Origin of the sequence: Janthinobacterium woesei, assembly GCF_051380875.1 — a bacterium.
GTDB lineage: Bacteria > Pseudomonadota > Gammaproteobacteria > Burkholderiales > Burkholderiaceae_D > Janthinobacterium.
The window spans coordinates 123,848-149,619 of the sequence record NZ_JBNYXW010000016.1 but is presented as its reverse complement, the minus strand read 5'-3'; the positions used below and the strand labels follow the sequence as shown (position 1 = coordinate 149,619).

The 25,772-nt window shown below is 62.1% G+C and carries 20 protein-coding genes; 8 read left to right on the top strand and 12 right to left on the bottom strand.

What is annotated here, in order from left to right:
* Positions 1-13: 13 nt before the first annotated feature.
* Both ACQ4W6_RS19310 and ACQ4W6_RS19305 read right to left on the bottom strand, forming a co-directional pair.
* Positions 14-352, bottom strand: coding sequence for a P-II family nitrogen regulator (locus tag ACQ4W6_RS19310; RefSeq protein WP_034758685.1), 339 nt, complete (start codon positions 350-352; stop codon positions 14-16).
* Between the two features lie 26 nt (positions 353-378).
* Positions 379-1,995: an NAD+ synthase gene (locus tag ACQ4W6_RS19305; protein WP_436568790.1), complete on the bottom strand. Its 1,617-nt coding sequence runs from the start codon at positions 1,993-1,995 to the stop codon at positions 379-381.
* A 102-nt stretch (positions 1,996-2,097) separates the two neighbouring features.
* On the opposite strand from ACQ4W6_RS19305, the gene ACQ4W6_RS19300 reads away from it, so the two are divergent.
* Entirely contained in the window at positions 2,098-3,231 is a 1,134-nt protein-coding gene (locus ACQ4W6_RS19300; protein ID WP_436568811.1) for a GNAT family N-acetyltransferase, read from the top strand.
* A 108-nt stretch (positions 3,232-3,339) separates the two neighbouring features.
* Here the strand turns inward: ACQ4W6_RS19300 and ppa are convergent, their stop codons facing one another.
* Positions 3,340-3,888: an inorganic diphosphatase gene (gene ppa, locus ACQ4W6_RS19295; RefSeq protein ID WP_436568789.1), complete on the bottom strand. Its 549-nt coding sequence runs from the start codon at positions 3,886-3,888 to the stop codon at positions 3,340-3,342.
* Positions 3,889-3,926: 38 nt separating this feature from the next.
* On the bottom strand, positions 3,927-4,295 hold the full coding sequence (locus ACQ4W6_RS19290) for a hypothetical protein (protein WP_436568788.1): 369 nt from the start codon (positions 4,293-4,295) through the stop codon (positions 3,927-3,929).
* 275 nt (positions 4,296-4,570) lie between these two features.
* Between ACQ4W6_RS19290 and ACQ4W6_RS19285 the strand changes: the two genes are divergently transcribed.
* Entirely contained in the window at positions 4,571-7,015 is a 2,445-nt protein-coding gene (locus ACQ4W6_RS19285) for a membrane-bound PQQ-dependent dehydrogenase, glucose/quinate/shikimate family (RefSeq protein WP_436568787.1), read from the top strand.
* A 273-nt stretch (positions 7,016-7,288) separates the two neighbouring features.
* Here ACQ4W6_RS19285 and ACQ4W6_RS19280 read toward each other — a convergent pair whose 3' ends face one another.
* From ACQ4W6_RS19280 to hemC, 4 genes are read right to left on the bottom strand one after another with little or no spacing between them, the layout of a single operon-like run.
* Entirely contained in the window at positions 7,289-8,485 is a 1,197-nt protein-coding gene (locus tag ACQ4W6_RS19280; protein WP_436568786.1) for a heme biosynthesis protein HemY, read from the bottom strand.
* A gap of 4 nt (positions 8,486-8,489) precedes the next feature.
* A complete protein-coding gene (locus ACQ4W6_RS19275; protein WP_436568785.1) occupies positions 8,490-9,656 on the bottom strand; it encodes a uroporphyrinogen-III C-methyltransferase in 1,167 nt (388 codons plus the stop codon).
* Positions 9,653-10,444 (bottom strand): uroporphyrinogen-III synthase, encoded by a 792-nt coding sequence (locus ACQ4W6_RS19270; RefSeq protein ID WP_436568784.1) that lies wholly within the window; start codon positions 10,442-10,444, stop codon positions 9,653-9,655. Before ACQ4W6_RS19270 ends, ACQ4W6_RS19275 begins: the two co-directional genes overlap by 4 nt.
* On the bottom strand, positions 10,437-11,432 hold the full coding sequence (gene hemC / locus ACQ4W6_RS19265) for a hydroxymethylbilane synthase (protein WP_436568783.1): 996 nt from the start codon (positions 11,430-11,432) through the stop codon (positions 10,437-10,439). Before hemC ends, ACQ4W6_RS19270 begins: the two co-directional genes overlap by 8 nt.
* Positions 11,433-11,692: 260 nt before the next feature.
* On the opposite strand from hemC, the gene ppc reads away from it, so the two are divergent.
* Together ppc and ACQ4W6_RS19255 are read left to right on the top strand one after the other, a co-directional pair.
* Positions 11,693-14,545 (top strand): phosphoenolpyruvate carboxylase, encoded by a 2,853-nt coding sequence (gene ppc / locus ACQ4W6_RS19260; protein WP_436568782.1) that lies wholly within the window; start codon positions 11,693-11,695, stop codon positions 14,543-14,545.
* Between the two features lie 174 nt (positions 14,546-14,719).
* Complete coding sequence (locus tag ACQ4W6_RS19255; RefSeq protein WP_436568781.1) at positions 14,720-16,471, top strand: PAS domain-containing sensor histidine kinase; 1,752 nt, start codon at positions 14,720-14,722, stop codon at positions 16,469-16,471.
* A 176-nt stretch (positions 16,472-16,647) separates the two neighbouring features.
* Here ACQ4W6_RS19255 and rpoD read toward each other — a convergent pair whose 3' ends face one another.
* A complete protein-coding gene (rpoD, locus tag ACQ4W6_RS19250; RefSeq protein ID WP_436568780.1) occupies positions 16,648-19,197 on the bottom strand; it encodes an RNA polymerase sigma factor RpoD in 2,550 nt (849 codons plus the stop codon).
* Between the two features lie 567 nt (positions 19,198-19,764).
* Between rpoD and ACQ4W6_RS19245 the strand changes: the two genes are divergently transcribed.
* Together ACQ4W6_RS19245 and ACQ4W6_RS19240 are read left to right on the top strand one after the other, a co-directional pair.
* Positions 19,765-20,274 carry a ProQ/FINO family protein gene (locus ACQ4W6_RS19245; protein ID WP_436568779.1) on the top strand — a complete coding sequence of 170 codons (510 nt, stop codon included), beginning with the start codon at positions 19,765-19,767 and terminating at the stop codon, positions 20,272-20,274.
* 9 nt (positions 20,275-20,283) lie between these two features.
* The gene (locus tag ACQ4W6_RS19240; RefSeq protein ID WP_436568778.1) at positions 20,284-20,934 is read left to right on the top strand and encodes a 3'-5' exonuclease; all 651 of its coding nucleotides are present in this window, start codon (positions 20,284-20,286) and stop codon (positions 20,932-20,934) included.
* Positions 20,935-20,991: 57 nt separating this feature from the next.
* Here ACQ4W6_RS19240 and ACQ4W6_RS19235 read toward each other — a convergent pair whose 3' ends face one another.
* Both ACQ4W6_RS19235 and ACQ4W6_RS19230 read right to left on the bottom strand, forming a co-directional pair.
* A complete protein-coding gene (locus ACQ4W6_RS19235; RefSeq protein WP_436568777.1) occupies positions 20,992-21,339 on the bottom strand; it encodes a DUF4870 domain-containing protein in 348 nt (115 codons plus the stop codon).
* A gap of 83 nt (positions 21,340-21,422) precedes the next feature.
* Positions 21,423-22,850: an aminotransferase-like domain-containing protein gene (locus ACQ4W6_RS19230; RefSeq protein ID WP_436568776.1), complete on the bottom strand. Its 1,428-nt coding sequence runs from the start codon at positions 22,848-22,850 to the stop codon at positions 21,423-21,425.
* 132 nt (positions 22,851-22,982) lie between these two features.
* On the opposite strand from ACQ4W6_RS19230, the gene ACQ4W6_RS19225 reads away from it, so the two are divergent.
* On the top strand, positions 22,983-23,717 hold the full coding sequence (locus tag ACQ4W6_RS19225) for a c-type cytochrome (protein ID WP_436568775.1): 735 nt from the start codon (positions 22,983-22,985) through the stop codon (positions 23,715-23,717).
* Positions 23,714-24,988, top strand: coding sequence for a c-type cytochrome (locus ACQ4W6_RS19220; protein ID WP_436568774.1), 1,275 nt, complete (start codon positions 23,714-23,716; stop codon positions 24,986-24,988). Before ACQ4W6_RS19225 ends, ACQ4W6_RS19220 begins: the two co-directional genes overlap by 4 nt.
* Before the next feature lie 56 nt (positions 24,989-25,044).
* Here the strand turns inward: ACQ4W6_RS19220 and ACQ4W6_RS19215 are convergent, their stop codons facing one another.
* A complete protein-coding gene (locus ACQ4W6_RS19215; RefSeq protein ID WP_436568773.1) occupies positions 25,045-25,680 on the bottom strand; it encodes a class I SAM-dependent rRNA methyltransferase in 636 nt (211 codons plus the stop codon).
* Positions 25,681-25,772: the final 92 nt, after the last annotated feature.

Here is a 25,772-nt window from a genome sequence, read left to right as displayed (position 1 = left end):
CCAGCTGAAAAACTTAGACCGCGTCGGGGCCTGTTTCGCCCGTGCGGATGCGGATGACTTGCTCCACGTCGCGCACGAAGATCTTGCCATCGCCAATCTTGCCCGTGCGGGCTGCCTTGATGATGGCGTCAACAACCAGTTCCGACACGCTGTCATCGACCACCACTTCCACCTTGACCTTCGGCAGGAAGTCGACCACATACTCGGCGCCACGGTACAGCTCGGTATGGCCCTTCTGGCGGCCAAAGCCCTTCACTTCCGTCACGGTCAAGCCCGTCACGTTCACATCGGCCAGGGCCTCGCGTACTTCGTCGAGCTTGAATGGTTTGATGATGGCGGTAATCTGTTTCATGGCTACTCCTTAAAATGAATGGCTTGTTATTCAAAAAACTTGGAAGTGATCGGGTAGCGCCAGTCGCGGCCAAAGCCGCGGTGCGTGACGCGGATACCCACCGGCGACTGGCGCCGCTTGTATTCATTGATCTTGATCAAACGCGTGACCCTGGCCACATCGGCTGGCGGGTAGCCGGCCGCGATAATCTCGGCGATCGGCCGGTTTTCTTCCATGTACAGCTGCATGATGCCATCGAGTGTTTCATACGGCGGCAAGGAATCCTGGTCCAGCTGGTCGGCGCGCAGCTCGGCTGACGGTCCGCGCGTCAGGATGCGCTCGGGGATCACGTCCGACACACTGTTGCGCCAGGCGCACAGGCGGTACACCAGGGTCTTGGCAATATCCTTGATAACGGCAAAGCCGCCCGCCATGTCGCCGTACAGGGTGCAATAGCCGACTGCCATCTCGCTCTTGTTGCCGGTCGTCAGCACGATGCTGCCATGCTTGTTCGACAGGGCCATCAGCAAGGTGCCGCGGATGCGCGCCTGGATATTTTCTTCCGTCGCGTCTTCGGCCAGTCCGGCGAACTCTTCAGCCAGGGTAGCGCGGAAAGCGTCAAAGGTTTGCTTGATCGAAATTTCATCGTAGCGCACATTGAGGCGTTTTACCATGTCGCGCGAATCGATCCACGAGATATCGGCTGTAAATTGCGATGGCATCATGACGGCGCGCACCTTGTCGGCGCCCAGAGCATCGACGGCGATGGCCAGGGTCAGCGCGGAATCGACGCCGCCCGACATGCCGATCAGCACGCCCGGGAAGCCATTCTTGCCGATATAGTCGCGCACGCCCAGCACCAGCGCCTGGTACACCTGCGCTTCCGTCGTCAATGGCGTGGCCAAGGCTTGCGGCACGGGCGTGGCGCCGTCGAATTCGACAAGCTGCAAGTCTTCCTCGAAATGGCGCAGCTGGGCGCAAATCGTGCCTGCCGCATCCATCACGAACGAGTCGCCATCGAAAATCAGTTCATCCTGGCCGCCGACCAGGTTGGCGTAGACCAGGGCCATGCCTTGCGCGCTGACGTTCTTGCGCATGGTTTCATAGCGCAAATGCTGCTTGTTCATGTGGTATGGCGAGCCGTTCGGCACCAGCAGCACTTGCGCGCCAGCCGCGCGGGCGCGCATGGGCGCATGCTCGAACCAGGTGTCTTCACAGATATTGATGCCGAAACGCACGCCCTTGACGCCAAACACGAAGGCCTGGTCGGACGATGTGAAATAGCGCTTTTCATCGAAGACGGTGGTGTTCGGCAAGTCGTGCTTGCGGTAGGTGCCCAGCACTTCGCCATTCACCAGCACGGAGGCGGCGTTGTGGCGCACGCCCTTGTCGTCCTGCAATGGCAGGCCCACCACCACGTGCAAATCCTTGAACTGGGCCAGGTCGGCAGCCAGTGCGGCAAACGTCTCTTGCGTTTTTGCGTAGAATGCATTGCGCAGCAACAAGTCCTCGGGCGGATAGCCGACCAGCGACAGTTCCGGGGTGAGCACGATATCGGCCCCCGCTTCAAACGCACGGCGGGAAAGGTCGAAGATCCTGGCGCGGTTGCCCGCCAGATCGCCGACCGTACTGTTCATTTGAGCAATTGCGACTTTGACTGTCATGATGATGGATATTTCGTTTTATTAATTTTATTAAACAAGAACAAGACAGGGACGCGCAGGCCAACGGCGGCGACCCGAGATTGATGAATGCACACTACAACAATGAATTATCGCACGGGTATCGTCTCTTCTCTGGCTGAAATTGGCGAAGCGGCCTGGTCAGACCTGCTGGCGCACCAGGCGGACGCCAATCCCTTCCTCTCCTATGCCTTCTTGCACGCGCTGCACGAATCGGGCTGCGCCAGCGTCAGCAGCGGCTGGCAGCCCAATTTCCTGGTGCTGTGGCAAGGCGGGACCCTGGCCGCCGCCCTGCCCCTGTACCTGAAAACGCATTCCTACGGCGAATACGTGTTCGACTGGGCCTGGGCAGAGGCATATCAGCAACATGGTCTCCAATACTACCCGAAACTGCTGTCGGCGATTCCGTTTACGCCCGTCAGCGGCGCGCGCCTGCTGGCCCGCGATGGTGAAGCGCGCGCCGCCCTGCTAGTCTTTTTGCAGGCGCAGCAGCAAGCGGCCGAGGTCTCGTCGTGCCACATCCTGTTTCCGCCGGAAAACGAGGCGCAACAGCTGGAGGCAGCCGGCTATCTGCTGCGTAGCGGCGTGCAGTTTCACTGGCTCAATCCCGGCTATGCGAATTTCGAACAGTTCCTGGCTACCCTGGAACCGAAGAAACGCAAGAATATCCGCGCCGAACGGCGCAAGGTGCAAGAGGCGGGCGTAACCCTGCGCCAGGTGCGCGGCGTTGACGCCCTTGACGCCGACTGGCAACTGTTCCACCGCTGCTACAGCAATACCTATGCGGAGCACCGGTCGTCGCCGTACTTGAGCCTGGAATTTTTCCAGCGCATCGGCGCCGGCATGCCGGAGAACATTTTATTAGTGATCGCCGAACGCGACGGCCGGGCGCTTGCCGCCTCGCTGCTGATCCACACCAACACTACCCTGTATGGCCGCTACTGGGGCGCGCTGGAGCATGTGCCCTGCCTGCATTTCGAGACGGCGTACTACCAGCCGCTGGAGTTTTGCATCGCCAACGGCATCGCTACCTTCGAAGGCGGCGCCCAGGGCGAGCACAAGATGGCGCGCGGCTTCCTGCCGCAAAAGACCTGGTCCGCCCACTGGCTCGCGCATCCCGCCTTCGCCGACGCCGTGCAGCGCTTCCTCGAACGCGAGCGGGGCGGCATCGATGCCTATCTCGATGAATTGAACGAGCACAGTCCGTTTCGGTCGTAAAAAAAACGCTCCCGGCCATATTGGCGGGGAGCGTTTTTTTACTCGCACACGAACGAAAACAGCCTTTATCCGTGACCGGAGAGCGTTTTCTTGCGCAGCGTCAACAACTTAGGAAGCTGCTTTTTCGGCATCTGCCTTGAACGCGGCGACGCCGGCCAGGATTTCTTCCTTGGCCACTTCCGGACCATACCAGCCGTCGATCTTGACCCATTTGCCTTTTTCCAGGTCTTTGTAGTGCTCGAAGAAATGCTGGATCTGGCGCAAACGCAGTTCGTTCAAGTCTTCCGGCTTTTGCCAGTGGCTGTAGATCGACAGGACTTTATCGACTGGCACGGCCAGCACTTTCGCGTCTTCGCCCGATTCGTCGGTCATTTTCAGCACGCCGATAGGACGGCAGCGCACGACCACGCCAGGGAACAGCGGGAATGGCGTGATGACCAGCACGTCAACCGGGTCGCCATCCGGCGACAGGGTATTTGGCACGTAGCCGTAGTTGCACGGGTAGTGCATGGCGGTACCCATGAAGCGATCAACGAAGATCGCGCCGCTTTCCTTGTCGACTTCGTACTTGATCGGATCGGCGTTCATCGGGATTTCGATGATGACGTTGAAATCGTTCGGCAGGTCGCGGCCGGAAGAGACGTTATTCAAACTCATGGATTTTCCTTATAGCGGATTGTGTTTTAACCGCGTAATTATAGCGAAGTACAGACCGCTTGTGCATCGCAACAGCGGCCTGTGGCCGTTTCGCGCACCGCCACGACAACAGTTGTGCGATGGCGCGGCGCCAGACCATGCCACCGCCCTGCCCCGCCGCGTTGCCACAGCCTGGCAATGCCATGGCGATAAAAAATATATCGCGTAGCGGCCGAAGATAATGTGGCCAACACCTCAAACATTAATACGTATAAGCACGTAAGTAATACTGCCGATACGCCGATCAATCTACGCCCCAGCATTATCGAACGCCCCTGCCATTCATCCATGTCACCAGCAATCATGTAGGTATTTTCATTAATATTGGCATTGTATTCACCCTTGGAATCCGCACGTGAGCTCAGCACGCAGGCGCCATGGAACGTGCGCGACGCCCGTGCGCACCTCGCTTTCGTAGTGGCACCGCTGCAATATCAGCATAATATTTGTTTTTATTTGAAGGATTTATTTCCTTAAAATTGAAATAATCAATAAAAGCAAGCTCACAGGAAAAGAATAATCAACTCTGATAAAATATAACATTCTCGTGATTCCAAACTTTGCGCATTCCGCAATCGACGCCTTCCCTGAATCCAATATGGCGCCACTGGCGCGCCACCGATAAATCCTTGCAAAAAGGAATATGATGATTCCCTCCTACCGGTCCGGGCCTTTATTAAAGGTCACCGGCGTTATTTTCATTCTGTTTGGCCTCGCCCTGTTGGGCGGCGGCATCTGGCTGGCCAGCCTCGGCGGCTCCTGGTACTACTTGCTGGCCGGCATCGGCATGCTCATCGCCGGCGCGCTCGTCTTCAAGGGGCGCCGCAGCGCGCAGCCTTTCCTGGCCTTGTTGCTGTTCGCCACCCTGATCTGGTCCGTGATTGAAGTGAAATTTGACTGGTGGCAATTGCTGCCGCGCCTGGACATCTGGTTTGCCGCTGCCGTCTGGCTGCTGCTGCCTTTCGTCAGCCGCCGCCTGAGCCCGCCAACCGACGGTGCAGAGAAACCGCAGCAAGCCGGCAAAATCGCCTTGAGCGCTGCCGTTGCCCTGACCGTCATCGCCGGCGTCATCGCCCTGTTCCAGGACTATCATGACCTGCATGGCGAGGTGCCGGCCGAAAACATGGCTGCCACCGCCGCAGGCGATCTGGCGCCTGGCGTGGAGCACAATGACTGGTCCGCGTATGGCCGTTCCGGCTATGGCGACCGCTATGCCCCGGCCGCGCAGATCACGCCAGCCAACATTTCCGGGCTGAAAGAAGCGTGGACCTATCATACGGGCGACTTCAAGGGACCGAACGACCCGGGCGAGATCGCCAATGAAGTCACGCCACTGAAGGTCAATGACATGCTGTACCTGTGCACGCCGCACAATATCGTCATCGCCCTGAACCCGGACACGGGCAAGGAAATCTGGCGCCACGATCCGAAGATCAACCGCGATGCGGCCAGCTACCAGCACATGATCTGCCGTGGCGTGGCGTACTGGGATGTGAACGCGGGCCGCGCCAAGAACGACCCGGCGCCGCAAGCGGCGAGCATGGAGTGCCCGCGCCGCATCCTGGCGCCTACCATGGACGGCACCATGATCGCCGTCAACGCCGATACGGGCGAGTCGTGCAAAAGCTTTGGCACCAATGGCGTCGTCAACCTGTATAAAAACATGGCCATGGCCAAGCGCGGCTTCCTGATGCCCACTTCGCCGCCCGCCGTATCGCAACACATGGCCGTGATCGCCGCCAGCGTGACCGACAACCATTCGACGGAAGAGCCATCGGGCGTGATTCGCGGCTACGACCCAGTAACGGGCAAGCTGATGTGGAACTGGGACCCCGCCACGCCGGAAGATACCGCACCATTCCCTGAAGGCAAGAACTACACCAATAACTCGCCCAATTCATGGGGCGTGGCCAGCATCGATGAGAAGCTGGGCATGGTGTATATCCCGATGGGCAATGAAACCCCCGATACCTGGGGCGGCAACCGCAACAAGAATGGCGAGAAATACAACAGCGCCATCGTCGCGCTCGACCTGGCAACGGGTAAAGTACGCTGGGCTTACCAGACCGTGCACCACGACATCTGGGACATGGACATCGGCGGCCAGCCTAGCCTGGTCGACATCGACACGCCAAAAGGCAAGGTTCCTTCCGTTGTTGCCACCACGAAACGCGGTGACATCTATGTAATCGACCGCCGCGATGGCAGCCTGGTCGTACCAGCACCTGAAAAACCAGTGCCAACGAGCAATCCTGCCGCCGGCGACAAACTCTCGCCTACGCAGCCTTTCTCGGCCCTGACGTTCTTGCCTGAGCGAAATATCAGCGAAGCAGACATGTGGGGCACCACGCCGTTCGACCAGCTCGCTTGCCGCATCATCTTCAAGGAACGCCGCTATGAAGGCCCGTTCACGCCGCAAACAGCGGGCAAGGGTGCCGTCATTTCCCCAGGCCCATTGGGCATCTTCGAATGGGGTGGCGCGGCCATCGACCCGGTACGCCAGTTGTTGATCGTCAATCCCGACTACATGGGCTTCCTGGAAAAACTCGTGCCGCGCGCCGAAACCACGGCCAAAGGCGGTACCGGTGGCGAAATGGGCTTGCAGCCACAGACCGGTGTGCCATTCGCAGTGGAAATCAAGGCTTTCCTGTCGCCATTGGGTTTCCCTTGCCAGGCACCACCTTGGGGCTATGTGGCCGCCGTCGACCTGCGCACCATGAAAAAAGTATGGATGCACAAGAACGGCACCACCATGGACAGCGGTCCCGTGCCGATTCCACTGCCACTGGGCGTGCCTAGCCTGGGTGGCATGGTCACCACCGGCGGTGGCGTGACCTTCCTCAGCAGCACGCTCGATTACTACATCCGCGGCTACGATGTCAGCAACGGCAAAGTGATCTGGAAAGCCCGCCTGCCAGCCGGCGGCCAGGCTACCCCGATGAGCTATGTATCCAACAAGTCGGGCCGTCAATTCGTCGTCGTCATGGCCGGCGGCCATGGTTCGCTGGGCTCGAAAATGGGCGACACCCTGGTGGCATATGCCTTGCCAGAGGACGCAGCCGAGAAGAAGGCCCAGCAAAAGAAGTAAGGTAACAGCAGTATAAAGTGCATGCCAGACGGCCCGGTCGAATCATCGACCGGGCCGTTTTACGTTGGCACGCGCATCGGCAAGCAAAGGAGACAGCGGCATGCATGGCTGCACGCAGCCAAAGCCAGCGCCCGCACGCGAGGTAGCAAGGCAAGGAGGCAAGGCAAGGCAAGGCGCCATGCTGCAGACTGCCCCCGCCTGGCGCTGCCATCGCCCAAAAAAAATGCCGTTCAGTCTGCACTGAACGGCATTTTTTACGCGTAACAACTTACATTACAGGAGTGTGGCCAGCGCGCATTGCCGGTAATGGGCTGCGGCTTGTTCCGTCTGCTGCAAGGCGTCGTGCATCTGCGCCAGCTTCAAATGGGCGTCGCGCACCATTTGCGGCTCGTTCGCATCCGACAGCGCCTGCTCCAGGTGGCGCTGGGCCTTGCCCCAGAGTTTTTGCTTGAGGCATAGGGAACCCAGGGTCAGGGCCAGTTCCGCATCCAGCGGACGCTGTTTCAGCCATTGTTCACAATGCTCGACCTGCAGCAGCAAGGCCGGTGTGCCCGCTGGCGCCGCCGCTTCGCGGTAGGCGCGCACCACGCGGTCGTCCCAACCGGCGGCCAGCGACTCTTCGCACACCAGGCGCGCCTCGTCGTGCAGGCCGCGCGCGTTCAGGGCCGTGGCGGCGCGGCAGGCGACGTAGGGCTTGACCCGGTCCACGCTTGGCACGGTGGACCAGACGCGCATCAGGGACTCGGCGTCATGCGACGGATCGGACAGCAAATGGTCGTAGGCCAGCTCGCGCAGGCGCGATGACAGGGCCGGATGCAGGGCGCGGTACTTGTCGAGCGAACGCACCAGGCGCAGCACTTCTGGCCAGTTCTTCGCCTGCTGCTCGGCTTTCAGCGACCATTGCAGCGCGTGGATGTGGCGCGTGCCGCTGGCGTTCAGTTCGCGCACGGCAGCCAGCGCCGCTTCGGGCTGATGGTCGTCGACCAGCAATTCCGTCACCGTCATCAAACGCGCCGTCTTCAGGCTGGCATCGCCTTCGACGCGGGCCAACCAGCTGTCGCGGCGTTCGGACTGGCGCATGCGGTGCGCGGCACGCGCGCCGATCAGCGCGGCCAGGCCTGCGTTTTCTTCCAGTTCGGCGGCGCGCAGGGCAGCCTTCTCGGCATGGCCGAAACGGCCTTCGAACAGGGCTTTCAAGGCTTCGCGCAAGCCCTTGTTGCCATCGCGCTCACGCTTGCGCTGGCGGTAGGCAGCCACTTGCGCCGGCATGCGCACGGTGGCACGCACGGTGCGCAGCACGAAATACACCAGCACGAACAACAGCACCTGCAGCAGCAAGAAGAAGTTCAGCGACAAATCGATGCGGTACGGCGGATAGAACAGCACCACGTTGCCAGGGTTGAAACGGGCCGTCACGGCGATACCGATCGCCGCGGCCATCAGGGCGAGTAACCAGAGAAATAGACGCATGGGCTCAGGACTTTGCTTTGTAGTTGCGCACAGCCGTCAGGCTGTCGGACAAGGTCGGCATTTCGATGGCCAGGTTGCTCGCCTGCACCTGGCGCAGCAAGGCTTGCGCCGTCTGCGTGCTTTTGACGCGCGTATCGAAATACTTGGCCAGCGCATCCTGGGCCGCGATCAAGTCGTTCCTGAACGCCGTTTCATTGCGCGACAACAAGGCCATGCGCGCGTTCAGCAGGCGCAGCTTGACGTTTTCGCGCAAGAAATACGCTTGCGTGGGCGACAGCATCAGCGCTTCCGGCGTATCGACGCGGCGGATGCGGATCAATTGACGCACGTCATCCCACATGTCGCTACTCCAGGTGTTCCAGCCTTCGCGCACTTTTTGCAGCAGCGGCTCGGGCGCCGGTGGACCGACCAGCTTAGTTACACCATGCGCGGCGGCACCGCGCGAGGGCAAGGTACCGGCCCTACCCGGCTTTTCCGGCGCGGCCGGCAGGGCCGGTTTTTCGTCGGACAGCATCGGCAAGGCGTCGATCTGGGCGATCACGGCGTCGAGGCGCAGGGCCACGCCAGTCGAATCGACGCTGGGCAAGGCCTTGAGTTTTTCCATGTCGCGGGCGATGGCGCGGCGGATGGTGATGAATTGCGGCTTGTCCGAGCGCGACAGGCTGCGGTCGGCATTTTGCAGGGCAATCAGCGCGCCCGGCACGTTGCCGGCCAGTTGCAGCTGCTGGCTGGCCGTCGACAGCACTTGCTCGATTTCCGTCAGCGCCCACTCGTCGCGGTTCTTCGACAAGTCGTTATACAGTTGTTCCAGCGCAAGCTGCTGGCTCTGGGTTTCGCTCTGGCGGTTTTCCAGCGCGCCCACCTTGACTTGCAGCTCTTTGTTGCCTTCTTGCACGTTGCGCGCCAGCACGCCCGTTTCGGCATTGCTGACATCGCCCTTTTGCAGGCGCTTGGCCACTTCTTCGCGCAAATTGCGGATTTGCTTGCTGGACGACCAGCTTTGCGCAGCCAGCAGCACCGCCAGTACGATGACGGCGATACTCATGGGCTTTTGCAGCTGTTCGAGCAAGCTCGGCGCGCGGCCTGTGGGTTGGTCGGCCGCCTGCGGCGCCGTCTTCACGGCGCTGCCAGGCGATGCATTCGATTCGGAGATTGTAGGCATTTCGTTCATGGTCGTGATTGTAACGCGGCGAGCACTCCTGCGTCGCCTGATCCTGTCAAGGTGACCCGGGCAAAGCCCAGGGCGGTCGCCGTTTGTGCAATACGGGCGTGCGGCACGATCAGATGCTGCTGTTGCATTTTTGCAACAGCCCACTTTTTACCGTCGCTTGTATCGAGCGCAGCGAGCAATGCCAGCAAACCGCGCAGCGCTTCCGAGCTGGTGATGATCCAGTTGTTATTATGCTGCAACAAATGCTCCAGGGTCGCCCGCAAGGCCGGCGTCAGCGCCGGCACCCGGCGGCGGTAGGCGGTGACGAACTCGACTTCGGCGCCCGCGCCACGCAAGGCGTCGGCCAGGTAATCGCGCCCGCCATCGCCGCGCACAATCAGTACGCGCTTGCCGCGCAGGGCCGGCAAGTCCAGCGCCAGCAATAAATGCTCGGAATCGCTGCGCGCCGAGTCCAGCGGGCTGGTGATCGTCGCATTGGCCTCTGTCACGCCGTGCGCGGCCAGCGCCAGGCGGCTGCCCTCGCCCACCACGGCCAGCGGCACGCCGGCCGGCCAGCCGGACAGGTGCGCAAAGACGCAGTCGATGGCGTTTGGCGAGACAAACACCACCAGCGCATAGCCGCCCAGGCGCTGCAGCACTTTCATCAAGTGCGCGCATTCCTGCGCGCCGTCCAGGGCGTGGATTTCCAGCAGCGGCAGCAGTTGCACGGGCAAGCCCAGCGCCGCGACTTTGGCGGCCAGCGGCCCCGCTTGCGCCGCAGGCCGCGTGATCACCACGGTATCAGGCATGCGGCGCCAGGCCTTCGTGGTTGTCGGGCGTGACGGCACAGGAAGCGAGGATGCCGGCGGCATCCTGTTCGCGCAGCAAGGCTGCCACCTGTTCGCCCAGTTCCTCGGGGCGCTCGGCCGGGCCGCTCGCTTCGGCGCTGGCCATGCGCGCGCCGTCCGGCGTGGCGACCATCGCGCGCAGGCGCATCTGCTCGCCATCGACGGTAGCAAACGCAGCCAGTGGAATCTGGCAGCTGCCGCCAAAAATCTTCGATACCTTGCGCTCTGCCGTGACGGCTTGCGCCGTCGCCGCGTGGTTCAGCGGCGCCAGCAGGGCCGCCAGGTCGACGCCGTCGGCCCGCTCATTGCGGATTTCGATCGCCATGGCGCCCTGGCCGGCGGCCGGCAAGCTATCTTCAGGCGCCAGCACGGCGCGAATGCGCGACGCCAGGCCCAGGCGCTTCAAGCCGGCGGCGGCCAGGATGATGGCCGCATAGTCGCCTCGGTCGAGCTTGCCCAAACGCGTGTCGAGGTTGCCGCGCAGGGGCAAGATGGTCAGGTGCGGGTAGCGCGCGGCGATCAGCGACTGGCGGCGCAGGCTGCTCGTGCCCACCACGGCGCCGTGCGGCAAGGCGTCCAGGCTGGCGTAATCGTTCGACACAAAGGCGTCGCGCGGGTCTTCGCGCTCGAGGATGGCGGCCAGGCTATAGCCTGCTGGCAACTCCATCGGCACGTCTTTCAGCGAATGCACGGCCAGGTCGGCGCGGCCTTCCTCCATCGCCACTTCCAGTTCCTTGACGAACAAGCCCTTGCCGCCTACCTTGGACAGGGCGCGGTCGAGAATCTGGTCGCCACGTGTGGTCATGCCGAGAATTTCAACGCTACACTGTGGATATAATGCCGCCAGGCGCGCACGCACATGCTCGGCTTGCCACATGGCAAGACGGCTCTCGCGCGACGCGATCACCAGCCGGGAAGGAATATTCGGGGTCAATTCGGATGCTTTCAAAACAAGGTTCTTTCGCAGTCGTTGTCGTTATCGTGAACGTTCGTTGCCATGTTCGTTGCCATTTCGCGGGACGCGATACTGATATGTATCGAAATGGCGCCTACCGTCGCTATAATCGTTATCCCTTTGCCGATACGGCCAAGTCAGGCTAGCGTCCATGTTCAAGACCACAAATTTTATCATGCGCCCCCTCCCCCTGCGGCTAAACGCCCGGTGCGATCTTCATTCCCTTGCCTTTACACTTACTTTGGTTCTTTATTATGCTCAATGACGCAGTAGCACCAGAATTAGTCCCACCGGCCGGCTCCGACAAGGACGCGCCGCTGAAAGAAGATATCCGCCTGCTGGGCCGCCTGCTGGGCGACGTGCTGCGCGAACAGGAAGGCGACGCCGTCTTCAATGTGGTCGAAACCATCCGCCAGACGTCGGTGCGCTTTCGCCGCGAAGCGGACGCCGGTGCCGCGCTGGAACTGGACGCGATGCTCAAGGAACTGAGCCGCGACCAGACCATTTCCGTGGTGCGCGCCTTTTCCTACTTTTCGCACCTGGCCAACATTGCGGAAGATCAACACCACATCCGCCGCCGCCGCGCCCACCTGCTGGCCGGTTCGCCCGCGCAAAAGGGCAGCATCAGCTTCGCGCTGAAAAAGCTGCGCGCCGCCGGCGTGCCGCGTCAAACCGTCGACACTTTCTTCCAGGACGCGCTGATCGCGCCCGTGCTGACGGCCCACCCGACGGAAGTGCAGCGCAAGAGCATCCTCGACGCCGAGCATGACATCGCCCGCCTGCTGGCCGAGCGCGACCTGCCGCTGACGCCGAAGGAACGGCAAGCGAACATGCAGCTGCTGCGCTCGCGCGTTGCCACCCTGTGGCAGACGCGCATGCTGCGCTATTCGAAGCTGACGGTGGCCGACGAGATCGAGAACGCCCTGTCCTACTACCGCATCACCTTCCTGCGCGAACTGCCGGGCCTGTACGACGATATCGAGGACGACATCGCTGCCGAGTATCCGAACGGCGACGGCACCATCAAACCCATCCATGCTGCCTACGTGCAGATGGGCAGCTGGATCGGCGGCGACCGCGACGGCAACCCGAACGTCAACGCAGGCACCATGCAGCATGCGCTGGCGCGCCACGCCACCACCATCCTCGACTTTTACCTCGATGAAGTGCACACCCTGGGCGCGGAACTGTCCGTCTCGACCTTGATGGTGGGCGTCAGCAGCGAACTGCAGGCGCTGGCCGAGCAGTCGCCGGACGCCTCGCCGCACCGCAGCGACGAGCCGTACCGGCGCGCCCTGATCGGCATCTATGCGCGCCTGGCCGCCACCGCGCGCGCCCTGGGTGCGACGAATATCCTGCGCAAGGAAGTGGGGCCGGCGGCCACCTATCCGGATGCGGCCGCCTTCGTGGCCGATTTGCGCACCATCGTCGCCTCGCTGGAAGCGCACCACGGCACGGCCCTGGTGCGTCCGCGCCTGTCCACCCTGGCGCGCGCGGCCGACATTTTCGGCTTCCACCTGGCATCGCTGGACATGCGCCAGACGTCCGACGTGCACGAGCGCGTGCTGGCCGACCTGTTTGCCAAAAGCGGCGTGGCCGCCGATTACGCGGGCATGGCCGAGGCCGACAAGGAAGCGCTGCTGCTGAACGAACTGGCGCAGCCGCGCCTGCTGTATTCGCCCTACATCAGCTATGCCGCCGAGACAGATTCGGAACTGGCGATCTTGCGCGCGGCGCGCGACATCCGCCAGCGCTACGGCGCGCGGGCGATACGCAACTACATCATTTCGCACACGGAAACCGTCTCGGACTTGCTGGAAGTGTTGCTACTGCAAAAGGAAACGGGCTTGCTGCGCACGGATTGGCGCAACAATGCTGAAGGTGGCGACAGCACGTGCGAGCTGATGGTCATCCCCCTGTTCGAAACCATTCCCGACCTGCAGCGCGCGGCCGGCATCATGAGCCGGGTGATGGCCTTGCCCTTGGTCAAGCAATTGATCGCCAAACAGGGACAGTTGCAGGAAGTCATGCTCGGCTATTCCGATTCGAACAAGGATGGCGGCTTCCTCACCTCGAACTGGGAACTGTACAAGGCGGAACTGGCGCTGGTGGCCGACTTCCAGAAGGCCGGCGTCAAGCTGCGCCTGTTCCACGGACGCGGCGGCACGGTGGGCCGTGGCGGCGGACCCAGCTACGAAGCCATCCTGGCCCAGCCGCCAGGCACCGTCAACGGGCAGATCCGCCTGACGGAGCAAGGCGAGATCATCGCCTCGAAGTTTTCCAACGCGGAAATTGGCCGGCGCAACCTGGAGTTGCTGGTCGCAGCCACCCTGGAAGCGAGCCTGGCGCCGCATGAAGCGAATCCGGCCCGCAACAGCCAACTGGCACAGTTTGAAGACGTGATGGCAGAACTGTCGAACCTGGCCTACAAGGCTTACCGCGACCTCGTGTATGAAACGCCGGGCTTTACCGAGTATTTCTTCGCTGCCACGCCGATTGCCGAGATTGCCGAACTGAACCTCGGTTCGCGCCCCGCCTCGCGCAAGGCCAACCAGCGCATCGAAGACTTGCGCGCCATTCCCTGGGGCTTTTCCTGGGGCCAGTGCCGTTTGCTGCTGCCGGGCTGGTTCGGCTTCGGCAGCGCCATCCATGCCTGGATCAACCAGGCGCAAGGTGCGGCGAAGGATGAAAAGATCGCCACGCTGCGCAGCATGCACGCCGAATGGCCATTCTTTGCCACCTTGCTGTCGAATATGGACATGGTGCTGGCCAAGACGGACCTGGCGATTGCCTCGCGCTATGCGGAACTGGTGGCCAACCAGGAGTTGCGCGAGCGCATCTACAAGCGCATCACGGACGAGCATGGCAACACCTTGCAATGCCTGGAGCTGATCACTGGCAATACCGAGCGCCTGGCAGGCAACCCGCTGCTGGCCCGCTCGATCCAGAACCGCTTTGCCTATCTGGATCCGCTGAACCACTTGCAGGTAGAGTTGATCAAGCGCAACCGCGCCCTGTCGAGTGAAAGCAAGATCGACGAAAGGGTCCACCGCGGCATCCAGCTGTCGATCAACGGCGTGGCAGCCGGCCTGCGCAATACGGGCTAAGGCAGGACAGCGGGCAGCAGATCGAGGCCGGCGCCGCCAGCGCCAGCCTCTTTTGATTTCCCGTAGGAAAATTAGTTTCAATAAAGCAACAGAAGGATTACACTAGTGTCGGATACTTCACCCACTCCGGCGCCTGACGCTCCGCAGCGGCCAACCAAGACGCCAGGGGTGTGGATGAGCAAATGGACGATTGAAACGCCAAGCGCGGCATGTGCCGCCCTCCTCCTGATCGTGCTGGGTGGGCTGGCAGGCGCGGCCTGGCAAGCGCTGGATGCCTGGGAGCGTATCTGGCTGGGTCTGCTGCTGCTCATCGCCGCCGGCACGTCCATCTGGCTGATAGGCAAGCTGCGCGCCCATCCGGCCAGCACGCCCCAGCAGCTCGACGCCAGCGCCATGCGCTACCGCGAGCTGGCCGAGACGGCCCAGGACGGCATGTGGCAAACCGATGCCCGGGGCAAGATCGTGCATGCCAACGCGCGCCTGGGCGACATGATGGGTATCCCGGCGCAACAGTTGCTGGGCCGCAGCATGAGCGAATTCCACGACGAGGCCACCCTGCAGCGCCTGTGCCCGCTGAAGCGTCCTGCAGAACAAAGTTGCATAGGCGAACTGCAATACCAGCACCCTGACGGCACGCAGCGCTGGGCCATGATCAGCGGACGGCGCCTGTACGACGGCCACGGCGCCTTGACGGGCGCGCTGGTGCTGGCCAGCGACATGACCAAGCACAAGCGGGCAGAACAGGCGCTGAGCGTGGCCCATGCGGAGCTGGAAAACCGTATTGCCCTGCGCACGGCGCAGTTGCAGGATGTGAATGCCCGCCTGTCCGCCGAAGTCGCCATGCGCGCGCAGACGGAGGCGGCGCTGGCGCGCAGCGAAGAGCGGCTGCAAGAGATCATCGCCATGATGCCCCTGTCGCTGTTCCTGAAAGATGCCGATTCACACATCGTGCTGATGAACCAGGCGTGCGAGCAGCAATGGGGCGTGCAATTCCAGGACATCGCCGAAGGGCGTGACTTGCAGCACTTTCCCGCCCACCAAAACGCCGGCTTCCACACGGCGGACCGGGAGGCGTTTGCCAGCAATAAGGTGGTGATCCGCGAAGAACTGGTATGGAACGCGCTGTTACAGGAAAATCGCCTGGTGCAAACGCATAAAAAACCCGTCTTCGACGCCGAAGGCCGGCCGCAGATGATCATCGCCATGGGCATCGACATCACCGACAGCAAGCGCAGCGAGGAAAACCTGCAGCGTTCGCTGGCCCAGTTGCGCGAATTGTCCGATCATCAGCAAACGATTAAGGAAGAGGAACGGCGCCGCATTGCACTCGATATCCACGACGACCTGGGGCAGAACCTGATGGTGCTGCGCATCGATGTCTCGCTGCTGCATGCGCGCACGGCCAGCGCCCATCCGCGCCTGCACAGCCATGCGCAGCGCGTGCTCGACACCATCGACGCCACCATCGGCTCGGTGCGCACCATCATCAACGACTTGCATCCCAGCACCCTGGAGCTGGGCCTGGGGCCGGCAGCCGAATGGCTGATACGCCAGATGGAAGGCCGCGGCAGCATCCGCTACCGCTTGCACATTACCAGCGACGCCCCCAACCTGGGACTGGATCAGCGCCAAACGTCGGCTATCTTCCGCGTACTGCAGGAATCGCTATCGAACATCGTGCGCCACGCCCAGGCCAGCGAAGTGGAAGTGGCACTGGCGCAGGACGACGACGCGATCGTCGTGCGCATCAGCGACAATGGCATCGGCATGCAGCCGGGCGATGATGGCAAGCGGGCCGCCTTCGGCCTGAAAAGCATACGCGAACGTGTCCACGCGCTGGGCGGCGAGCTGCGCATCGATAGCCAGGCGGGCCGGGGCACGGCGCTGGCCATCCATTTGCCGCAGGCCCGCCCTGCCGCGTCGTGATCATCGCAGGACCGCGACTCTCGCCGCCACCAGCGGCGTGGCACTGCACAAGCTGCAACGTAAAACCGCATGGGCCTGCCTGGCGCGCATGCTTTTCTGCAGGCTACGCACGCTACGGGCGTAAAAAAAGAGGCTTGCGCCTCTTTTTTTTGCTTGCCGAATGCTTAGTTCTGCATTTAGTTTTGCGTCAGGAATGTCTTCAGCTTGTCCGAACGCGAAGGCTGGCGCAGCTTGCTCATGGCTTTCGCTTCGATCTGGCGGATACGCTCGCGCGTCACGTCGAACTGCTTGCCCACTTCTTCCAGGGTGTGGTCGTTCGACATTTCCACGCCATAACGCATGCGCAGCACTTTCGCTTCGCGCGGGGTCAGGGAATCGAGCACTTCCTTGATCACATTGCGCATCGAGGCGTGCAATGCGGCGTCCAGCGGTGCCAGAGTGGTGTTGTCTTCGATGAAGTCGCCCAGTTGCGAATCGCCATCTTCGCCCATCGGCGTTTCCATGGAAATCGGTTCCTTGGCGATCTTCATGATCTCGCGCACCTTGTTTTCCGGCATTTCCATCTTGATAGCCAAGGTCGCCAGGTCCGGTTCGCTGCCCGTTTCCTGCATGATCTGGCGCGAGATGCGGTTCATCTTGTTGATCGTTTCGATCATGTGCACCGGCACGCGGATGGTGCGGGCCATGTCGGCGATCGAACGCGTGATGGCCTGGCGGATCCACCAGGTGGCGTAGGTCGAGAACTTGTAGCCACGGCGATATTCGAATTTATCGACCGCCTTCAGCAAGCCGATGTTGCCTTCCTGGATCAAGTCGAGGAATTGCAAGCCACGGTTGATGTATTTCTTGGCGATCGAAATGACCAGGCGCAAGTTGGCGACCGTCATTTCGCGTTTCGCGTGACGCGCGCGCTTTTCGCCGGCAGCCATCTGCTTGTTGATCTTGCGCAAGTCGGCCAGTGGCAGGGCCACGCGCGCTTGCAGGTCGATCATCTTCTTTTGCAGTTCTTTCACGGCTGGCACGTTGCGGCTCAGGATGGCGCTGTACGGATACTTGCAATCGACTTCGCGGTCGACCCATTCCAGGTCGCATTCATTGCCAGGGAACACCTTGATGAAATGGGCGCGCGGCATGCCGCATTTGTTGACGCACAGTTCCAGCACGGCGCGCTCGATGTGGCGCACTTCTTCCATCTGGCCGCGCAGGGTGTCGCACAGCTTTTCGACGACCTTGGCAGTGAAGCGGATGCCCAGCAATTCTTGCGAAATGGCTTCCTGCGCCTTGATGTAGGCTTTCGAGTTGTAACCCTCGGGCGCCTTGCGCATCTTGTCATACTGCATCGAAATGACGTTGAATTTCTCCAACGCATTCTTTTTCAGTTGCGCCAGCTGTTCGCTGGAGAAACCAGCCGCGCCGCCATTGGCGTCGCCATCTTCTTCCTCGGCTTCTTCTTCCTCTTCCTCGTCGTCACCGCTGGCGGCCGCTGGTGCTGCGGCAGCGGCGGGCGCCGGAGCATTGCTTTCGTTCAGGTCGACAAAGCCGTCGACCACTTCATCGACCTTGATTTCGTCGCGCGCGATTTTTTGCGACAGCGCAACGATTTCGGCTATCGTGGTCGGGCAGGCGGAAATCGCCTGGATCATGTCTTTCAGGCCGCCTTCGATACGCTTGGCGATCTCGATCTCGCCTTCGCGCGTCAGCAGCGCCACGGCGCCCATTTCACGCATATACATGCGCACGGGGTCGGTGGTGCGGCCGAAGTCGGAGTCGACCGTCGACAACGCCGTGGCGGCAGCCGCTTCCACTTCATCATCGCTGGTGACGGTAGCGACGTTGTCCGTCAGCAACAAACTTTCTGCGTCTGGGGCGCGCTCGTAGACGGCGATACCCATGTCGTTGAAGGTGGCGATGATGCCTTCAATGGCTTCCGGATCAATGATGTTTTCTGGCAATTGGTCATTGATCTCGGCATAGGTGAGGAAACCGCGTTCCTTGCCCATGTTGATCAAGCCCGTGATTTGCTTGCGGCGGCGCTCCAGATCCGCTGCCGAAGCTTCCGGATCGCCCAAGGCATCGGCCAGGCCGCCCTTGGCCTTGCGGTCGCGCGCTTTCGAGACGGCCTTCAGTTCGGCGCGCTCGACGGCGTTGAGTGCTGCCACTTCATCGTTTTCAGGCGTAAATTCGCTTGGCTTACGGCCACGGCGGCCTGGCACCTTGACGGTAGGCAAGAAATAATTCGAGGTATCGATGGCAGCTAAGGCATCGGCGTCGGTGGTCTTGCTGACCACTTGTGCACCGGTAATGATGGTCACGGGCGCCGCTTCGACCTTGGCGCGCACGACTTTCGAGCGGGCGGCGGTGACGACCTTGTTGGTGGCGGCGCTTTCGCTGACCTTGCGCGGCGCAACGGCGAGCTTGGCGCTGGGGGCGATTTTCACGCTCGGCGCCTTGGCGGGCACCGCTTCGGCGGCCTCGGCAACGGCCTCGGCGACCGCTGCGGCAACTGGCGCTTCCGCAGTCATGTCGGCCGACGGCACGGCTGCCAGGCGCGAGCGGCTTTTCTTGACCACCGTGACTACGGTCGGCGCCGTGGTGACGGTGGCTTCCGGATTCGCTTGCGCATTATCGATGAAGTAAGATAAAGTCGTTTGTGGTACGGCAAGTGGCGCCGCGGCTGGGCGTGGCGCCTTGGCGGACAACGTTAAAGTTTTTGGCGTATTCTTCATGAGATATCTCTTAATGCGAGACCAGATGGTGTCGGCGCGAAGTGAATGATTCCACCTAAGCCTGCGAAACCGGACTCGATGGAGCGTGTTGTTGCGGCTGCCCTCAACGGCAGCGGCGCCTGTCTATCAGAACGTTCAAAGCCCGCGCATCCGGCATGAGGAGCGGCGGGGCCGAAGCCGGGTCAGATAAATAAGCGATGTACATTGCGGAATGAAAAAAAGCCCGTACCAGAACGGGCTTGAATCTATTGTTGTTCAGTGAAGACACAGCGGAGAGCAAGATTATGCACGACGGCCAGTTATATGGATAATTGATAAGCGAAATATCCGATATCAAAAATATCAATAATGATGGCCCTGCACCGCACTGCTCCTATCCCCTGCACACCTGAGACAGACCGTCAAATACGGGGCCATGTCATCAGCGCAAGCCGACATTATACACATTTCACGCATTTTGCGCTGCAGGCAAGCAGGCGTGCGCACGCTGGCCCCAGGTCAAGTTGCCAAAAAAGACAATGCGCTTGCCTGTGGCGCGTGCTATGCTCCCCTTTTATAGCCCAACCAATGATGTCGATGACCAGCTCCACGCCAGACCAGCAAGCCACCACTCCTGTCACGCCAGCAGATGCAGCCCCAGCGGCGGCACCGGCCGTAGCGGCCACACCGGCGCCCGCCGGCTTGACCGCGCGCGCCCTGCTGAAGCAGTTCCAGGAGCAATTCCCGCCTTTCCGCGATTGCCTGCCCTTGTCGATCGGTATTGACAAGCAAGTCCTGGCCCGCTTGCCGGACCTGGACCGCAAGCTGATGCGCACGGCGCTGGGCATCCACACCGGTTCGCTGCGCTATCTGCGCATGATGGAAAAAGCCAAGATACGCTACGACCTCGACGGCACAGCCGGCGCGGAAGTGACGCAAACGCACCGCGACCACGCCACGCAAGTGCTGCAGCAGCGCTTCAAGAAGGAAGCCGAGCGCAAGAAAGCCGAGCGCGACGCCGCCGCCGCCGAAGAAGCGAATCGCTTGCACCTGGAAAAACTGAATCAGCTGACCGCGAAATTCTCGCGCAAGGGCTAATCCGGTTTCATGGAGACAGCTGCCGCGCCGCCACTGCCGCCCTATCAGGGCATCGAACTCGACCATGTCAGGCTGGTACGCACCAGTGACGATGCCAAGGCGGCCATGGCCGCCCTGCTGGCAGCGGACGCCATCGGCTTCGATACAGAATCGAAGCCGACCTTCGTGAAGGGCGAGTCCTCCACGGGACCGCATCTGATCCAGCTGGCCACCGACGACATCGCCTACCTGTTCCAGGTGGGCAGCACGCCGGCGCCAGCCCTGGCCGAACTGAAAGCCATCCTCGAATCGACCACTACCCTGAAAGTGGGTTTTGGCCTGTCCGACGACGTCAAGCGCCTGCGCAACAAGCTGGGCATCGCCCCGGCACAGGTGCTCGACCTGTCCGTCGCCCTGCGCGGCGGCCAGCGCAACGACCTGGGCGCGAAAACCGCCGTGGCCAAGTTCTTTGGCCAGCACCTGCAGAAATCGAAAAAAATCTCCACCACCAACTGGGCCACCTCGCGCCTGACGGAAAAGCAAATCCTGTACGCGGCCGACGATGCGCAAGTGGCGCTGCGCGTGTACCGCCGCTGGATCGCCGATGGCGGCAAGGTAGCGCCGCAAAAAGCCGCGCGCACCAGTGCGCAGCCGGCCAACACCTCCACCACGCCAGCCTGATCTGATCTGATCTGGACCTGATCTGCCCGCCACCGCGAGGCGGCAGGCAGCATGCGCTTACTTGATCAGGCGCCAGGTCAGCGGATAACGGTAGCTGATGCCATTGCTGGCCTTGACGGCCGCGACAATGGAGCACACCAGGTTAGCCAGCGCCACCACCCAGAACAGGAACAGGCCAATCAGCACGAACGACAGGACGAAGCAGACGATATACCAGAGGATCAGGGTAATCTGGAAATTCAATGCTTCACGGGCATTCTCGGCCGAGAATTTATCCGCATCGTCCTTCTTGATCAGATAAATGATCAGCGGCGCCACCCAGCTGGTGAACAGGCCGCCTATATGGGACAGGATGGCGATCGTCGTATCTTGCGTACGGACCACTTCCGGCTGCGAATTATCCATTGTCATTCCCATCATTAGTTATAGATACATCAATATAACAGCAATATTTCTTTTTGGAATGAAACACTTGCGTGCCGCAATGATTATTTTGGCCTCGGCGATTGCGCCGCCAGCGCCAGCTGCCCCAGGGTGGCGATGGCCGCTTCCAGCTGCTCACTCCACGGGTGGCCGTAATTGAGGCGGATGCAGTGGCGAAACGCGCGCGTGGCCGAAAAGATGGGGCCAGGCGCGATGCTGATACCGGCTGCCAGCGCGCTGCGGTGCAAGGCCAGCGCATCGATGCCCACAGGCATCTCCACCCAGACGAAATAGCCGCCCTGCGGCCGCGTGACGCGCGTGCCGGGCGGAAAATGCAGGGCGATGGCTTGCAGCATGGTATTTTGCTGCGCCGCCAGGGTCAGGCGCAACTGGCGCAAATGGCGCTCGTAGCCGCCCTGCGCCAGATAATCGGCCAGCGCCATCTGCAGCGGAATCGGCGCCGACAGGCTGGTGGTCAGTTTCAGCCGCTCGACCTGGCGCGCAAAGCGCCCCGCCACGGCCCAGCCCAGGCGAAAACCGGGCGCCAGGGTCTTGGAAAACGAACTGCAGTGCATCACCAGTCCCGCGCTGTCATGGCTTTTCGTCAGGCCCGGACGCTGCTTGCCGAAATACAACTCTCCATACACATCATCCTCGATCAGCGGCACCGCATGGCGCGCCAGCAGCTCGACCAGCGCGCGCTTCTTTTCCGGCGGCATCAGGCTGCCCAGAGGATTCTGGAAATTCGGCATCAGCCAGCACGCCTTGGGCCGATGGCGTAGCAGCAACTCTTCCAGCGCCGCCAGGTCGACGCCATCGCGCGGACTGGTAGCAATCTCGACGGCCTTGAGTTCGAGCCGCTCCAGCGCCTGCAAACAGGCGTAGAAGCTGGGCGACTCGATCAGCACCGTGTCGCCGGGCCGCGTGACGGCTTGCAGGCACAGGTTCAGCGCTTCCAGAGCGCCATTCGTGATGACGATGTCGTCGCTGGACACCAGCACGCCGTCGAGCTGGTAGCGCAGGGCGATCTGGCGGCGCAGCTCGGCATTGCCCTGCGACAGGTCGGTGACGGTGCTCCACGGGTCGAGGCGGCGCATGCTGGCCGAGACGGCGCGCGCCAGCTTGTCCATCGGAAACAGATGCGGGCTGGGAAAGGCCGAGCCGAACGGCACGATGTCGCGCGCACCGACGGCGCCCAGCACCTCGAACACCAGGTCGCTGACATCGACGGTGGTGCTGGCGTCGACAGGGCGGGAGCTGTCCGGCTCGGGCGCCAGCGCGGCGCGCTGCGGCGCCACGTAATAACCGGAACGGGGACGCGAGACGATCATGCCGCGCGCTTCGAGCAAATAATACGCCTGGAACACCGTCGACGGACTGACGCCGCGCCGCGCATGCTGCTGGCGCACGGACGGCAACTTTTCACCAGGCAGCAGCAACTGCGTGGCTATCATGACGGCGATCTCTTCCGCCAACGCTTCATATCGCTTCACACCCGCTCCCCTGCATCCCGTAAAACTGATCCGTAGTTTTATTGCACAACTGATCCTGTTCCAATATCCGCACACAGTATATCCTTGGCAATGACGCCAGCAGCCCCGGCCAGCACAGACAGGTGACACCTCATGCGATTCAACATTTTCAGGCTCTCACTCATCCTCTGCGCCGTGACGGCGTGGCTGCCCGGCATGGCGCTGGCCGCACCCGCAACTGTCTCGGCCAGCCACGACAGCCTGGAGCAGCGCATCAAGGCGTGTACGGCTTGCCATGCGCAGCAGGAGCGCCATGATGCCTTCTTTCCCCGCATCGCCGGCAAGCCGGCCGGCTACCTGTATAACCAGTTGCTGAATTTTCGCGAAGGACGGCGCCACTATCCGATGATGAACTACATGGTGGAACACTTGCCGGACGACTACTTGCGCGAAATCGCCGCCTATTTCGCCGCGCAGCACCCTGCCCCGCCACCGGCCCAGTCCAGCAACGCCGGTACGGCGGCCCTGGCGCGCGGCAAGCAACTGGTGCTGCAAGGCGATCGTGCGAAAAAAATTCCTGCCTGCATCGCCTGCCATGGCGAGAAGCTGGCCGGCGCGGCGCCCGCCATCCCCGGCTTGCTGGGCTTGCCGCGCGACTATATCAACGCCCAGTTTGGCGCCTGGAAGAACGGCATCCGCCGCGCCCAGGCGCCCGACTGCATGGCGCACATCGCCCAGCGCCTGTCGGACGCCGACGTGGGCGCCGTCTCGGCCTGGCTGGGCACGCAAGTGGCCAGCGCCGACGCCCGCCCCGCCGACAACATCGCCCTGCCATTGCCGCTGCACTGTGGCGGCGTGCCCGGCTCCACGGCGCAGGTGGCGCCATGAAAAAGTGGCTCATCAGCATCGCCAGCCTAGCCATCGTTGCCACTGGTGCCACATTCATCCTGTGGCCGGCGGACGACCTCGGCCCGCCCGCCCCGGCCAGCACCTTGAGCGGCGAGCAACTGATTGCGCGCGGCGCCTACCTGGCCAAGGCGGGCGACTGCATGGCTTGCCACACGACGCGCGGCGGCGTGGCCTACGCGGGCGGCCGCGCGCTGCAAACGCCGTTCGGCAAGGTGTTGTCGCCCAACATCACGGCCGACAGGGAGACGGGCATCGGCAGCTGGACGGCCGACGATTTCTGGCGCGCCATCCACAACGGCAAGTCGAAAGACGGCCGCCTGCTGTATCCAGCCTTTCCGTACACCAATTACACCAGGGTGCGGCGCGAGGACAGCGACGCCCTGTACGCCTACTTCCAGAGCGTGCCCGCCCACAGGCAGGCGAATGCGCCGCACGAACTGCGCTTCCCCTACAACCAGCAGCTCGCCCTGGCCGCCTGGCGCGCGCTGTACTTCACGCCGGGCGTGTACCAGCCCGCCAGCGCGCAAAGCGTGGAATGGAACCGCGGCGCCTACCTGGTGCAGGGCCTGGGCCACTGCAGCGCCTGCCATAGCAGCCGCACCACCCTGGGCGGCAGCGACGACAGCCTCTCAGGTGGCCTGATCCCCGTGCTGGGCTGGTACGCCCCTTCGCTGACGTCGGACGCGGAAGCGGGCCTGGGCGACTGGGACACGGCGCATATCGTGCAATTGCTGCAAACGGGCGTCTCGCCGCGCGCCACTGTCTTCGGCCCGATGGCCGAGGTGGTGCGGCAAAGCCTGCAGCACCTGGGAACGAGTGACGTGCAAGCCATGGCCGTGTACCTGAAGAGCCTGCCCGGCCCGGCACAAGCGGCACCACGCGTGCCGCGCGATGCATCGGAGCAAGCCAGGCAGCAACTGGCGCTGGGCGAAAAACTGTATGCGGCGCAATGCGCGAGTTGCCACAAGGATGATGGCAAGGGCGTGCCGCCCGGCTACCCACCACTGACCGGCAACCGCGCGCTGACGACGGCGTCGGCCGTGAATGCCATCCGCCTCGTGCTCAACGGCGGCTTCGCGCCCGGCACGACAGGCAACCCCCGCCCCTACGGCATGCCACCGTTCGGTCCCGTGATGGACGATGGCGAAGTGGCCGCCGTCGTCACCTATCTGCGCGCGGCGTGGGACAACGACGCGCCGGCCGTATCGGCGCTGGAAGTGAATAAGTACCGCAGCGTGCCTTTGGAGTGACGGACATGAAAAAGCCGGCAATCGATGCCGGCTTTTTCACTCTGCCACCGCGATTTTCAGCGGAACTTGCTTTTATGGCCAGTCTTCAGGTCCAGCGCATAGCGCACGCCGTTGTCCGTCAGCATGACTTCATCGGGCGGCTCTTCGCCTGCCAGCGCGCCGTCGATCCGGGGCAAGCCTTCGCCTTTGCGCATCAGGTCGTCGCAGCGCTCGTACACATTGGCGCAACCGGTGGAGGCCATCAGCGATTGCACGATGGCCACTTTCCACGCATCGACGCCGCCGGCGTTAAATTCGCAGATCAGGTAGCCTTGCACGCCGCCGAACAGTTGCACCACCAGGCCCGGCAAGCCCTCGTCTTCGCCCTTGATCAGGGTCAACAGCTGGTTTTCACCCGCCTTCTTGATGGCCGCTAACTTTTTTTCGATGGCGGCCTTGACGCGGCGCTTGATCAGCGCGTGGTCGACGGGCTCGTCTTCCTTGAAGCTCCAGATGCGCGCGCGGATCTGCGACTTCGAATTGTAGGCGGCGCGGGCGATGAACTGCTTCGACGAGCTTTGCACGATGGCCGTCGAGCCAGGCTTCATTTTTTCCTGCGGCTTGCCTTCGACTTTTTCAATCGCGGAGGCGTAAATCCACGATTGGCCCAGCAAGCTCTTTTCCTTGCCCTGTTTGATGGTGATGATCAGCATGTAATTCCAGTAGTGGGACCGGCACGTGCCGGTCGTCGTATGTCCAATACCGGCATGATACCTCATGCCATCCTGTCGCATCCTCTTGCATT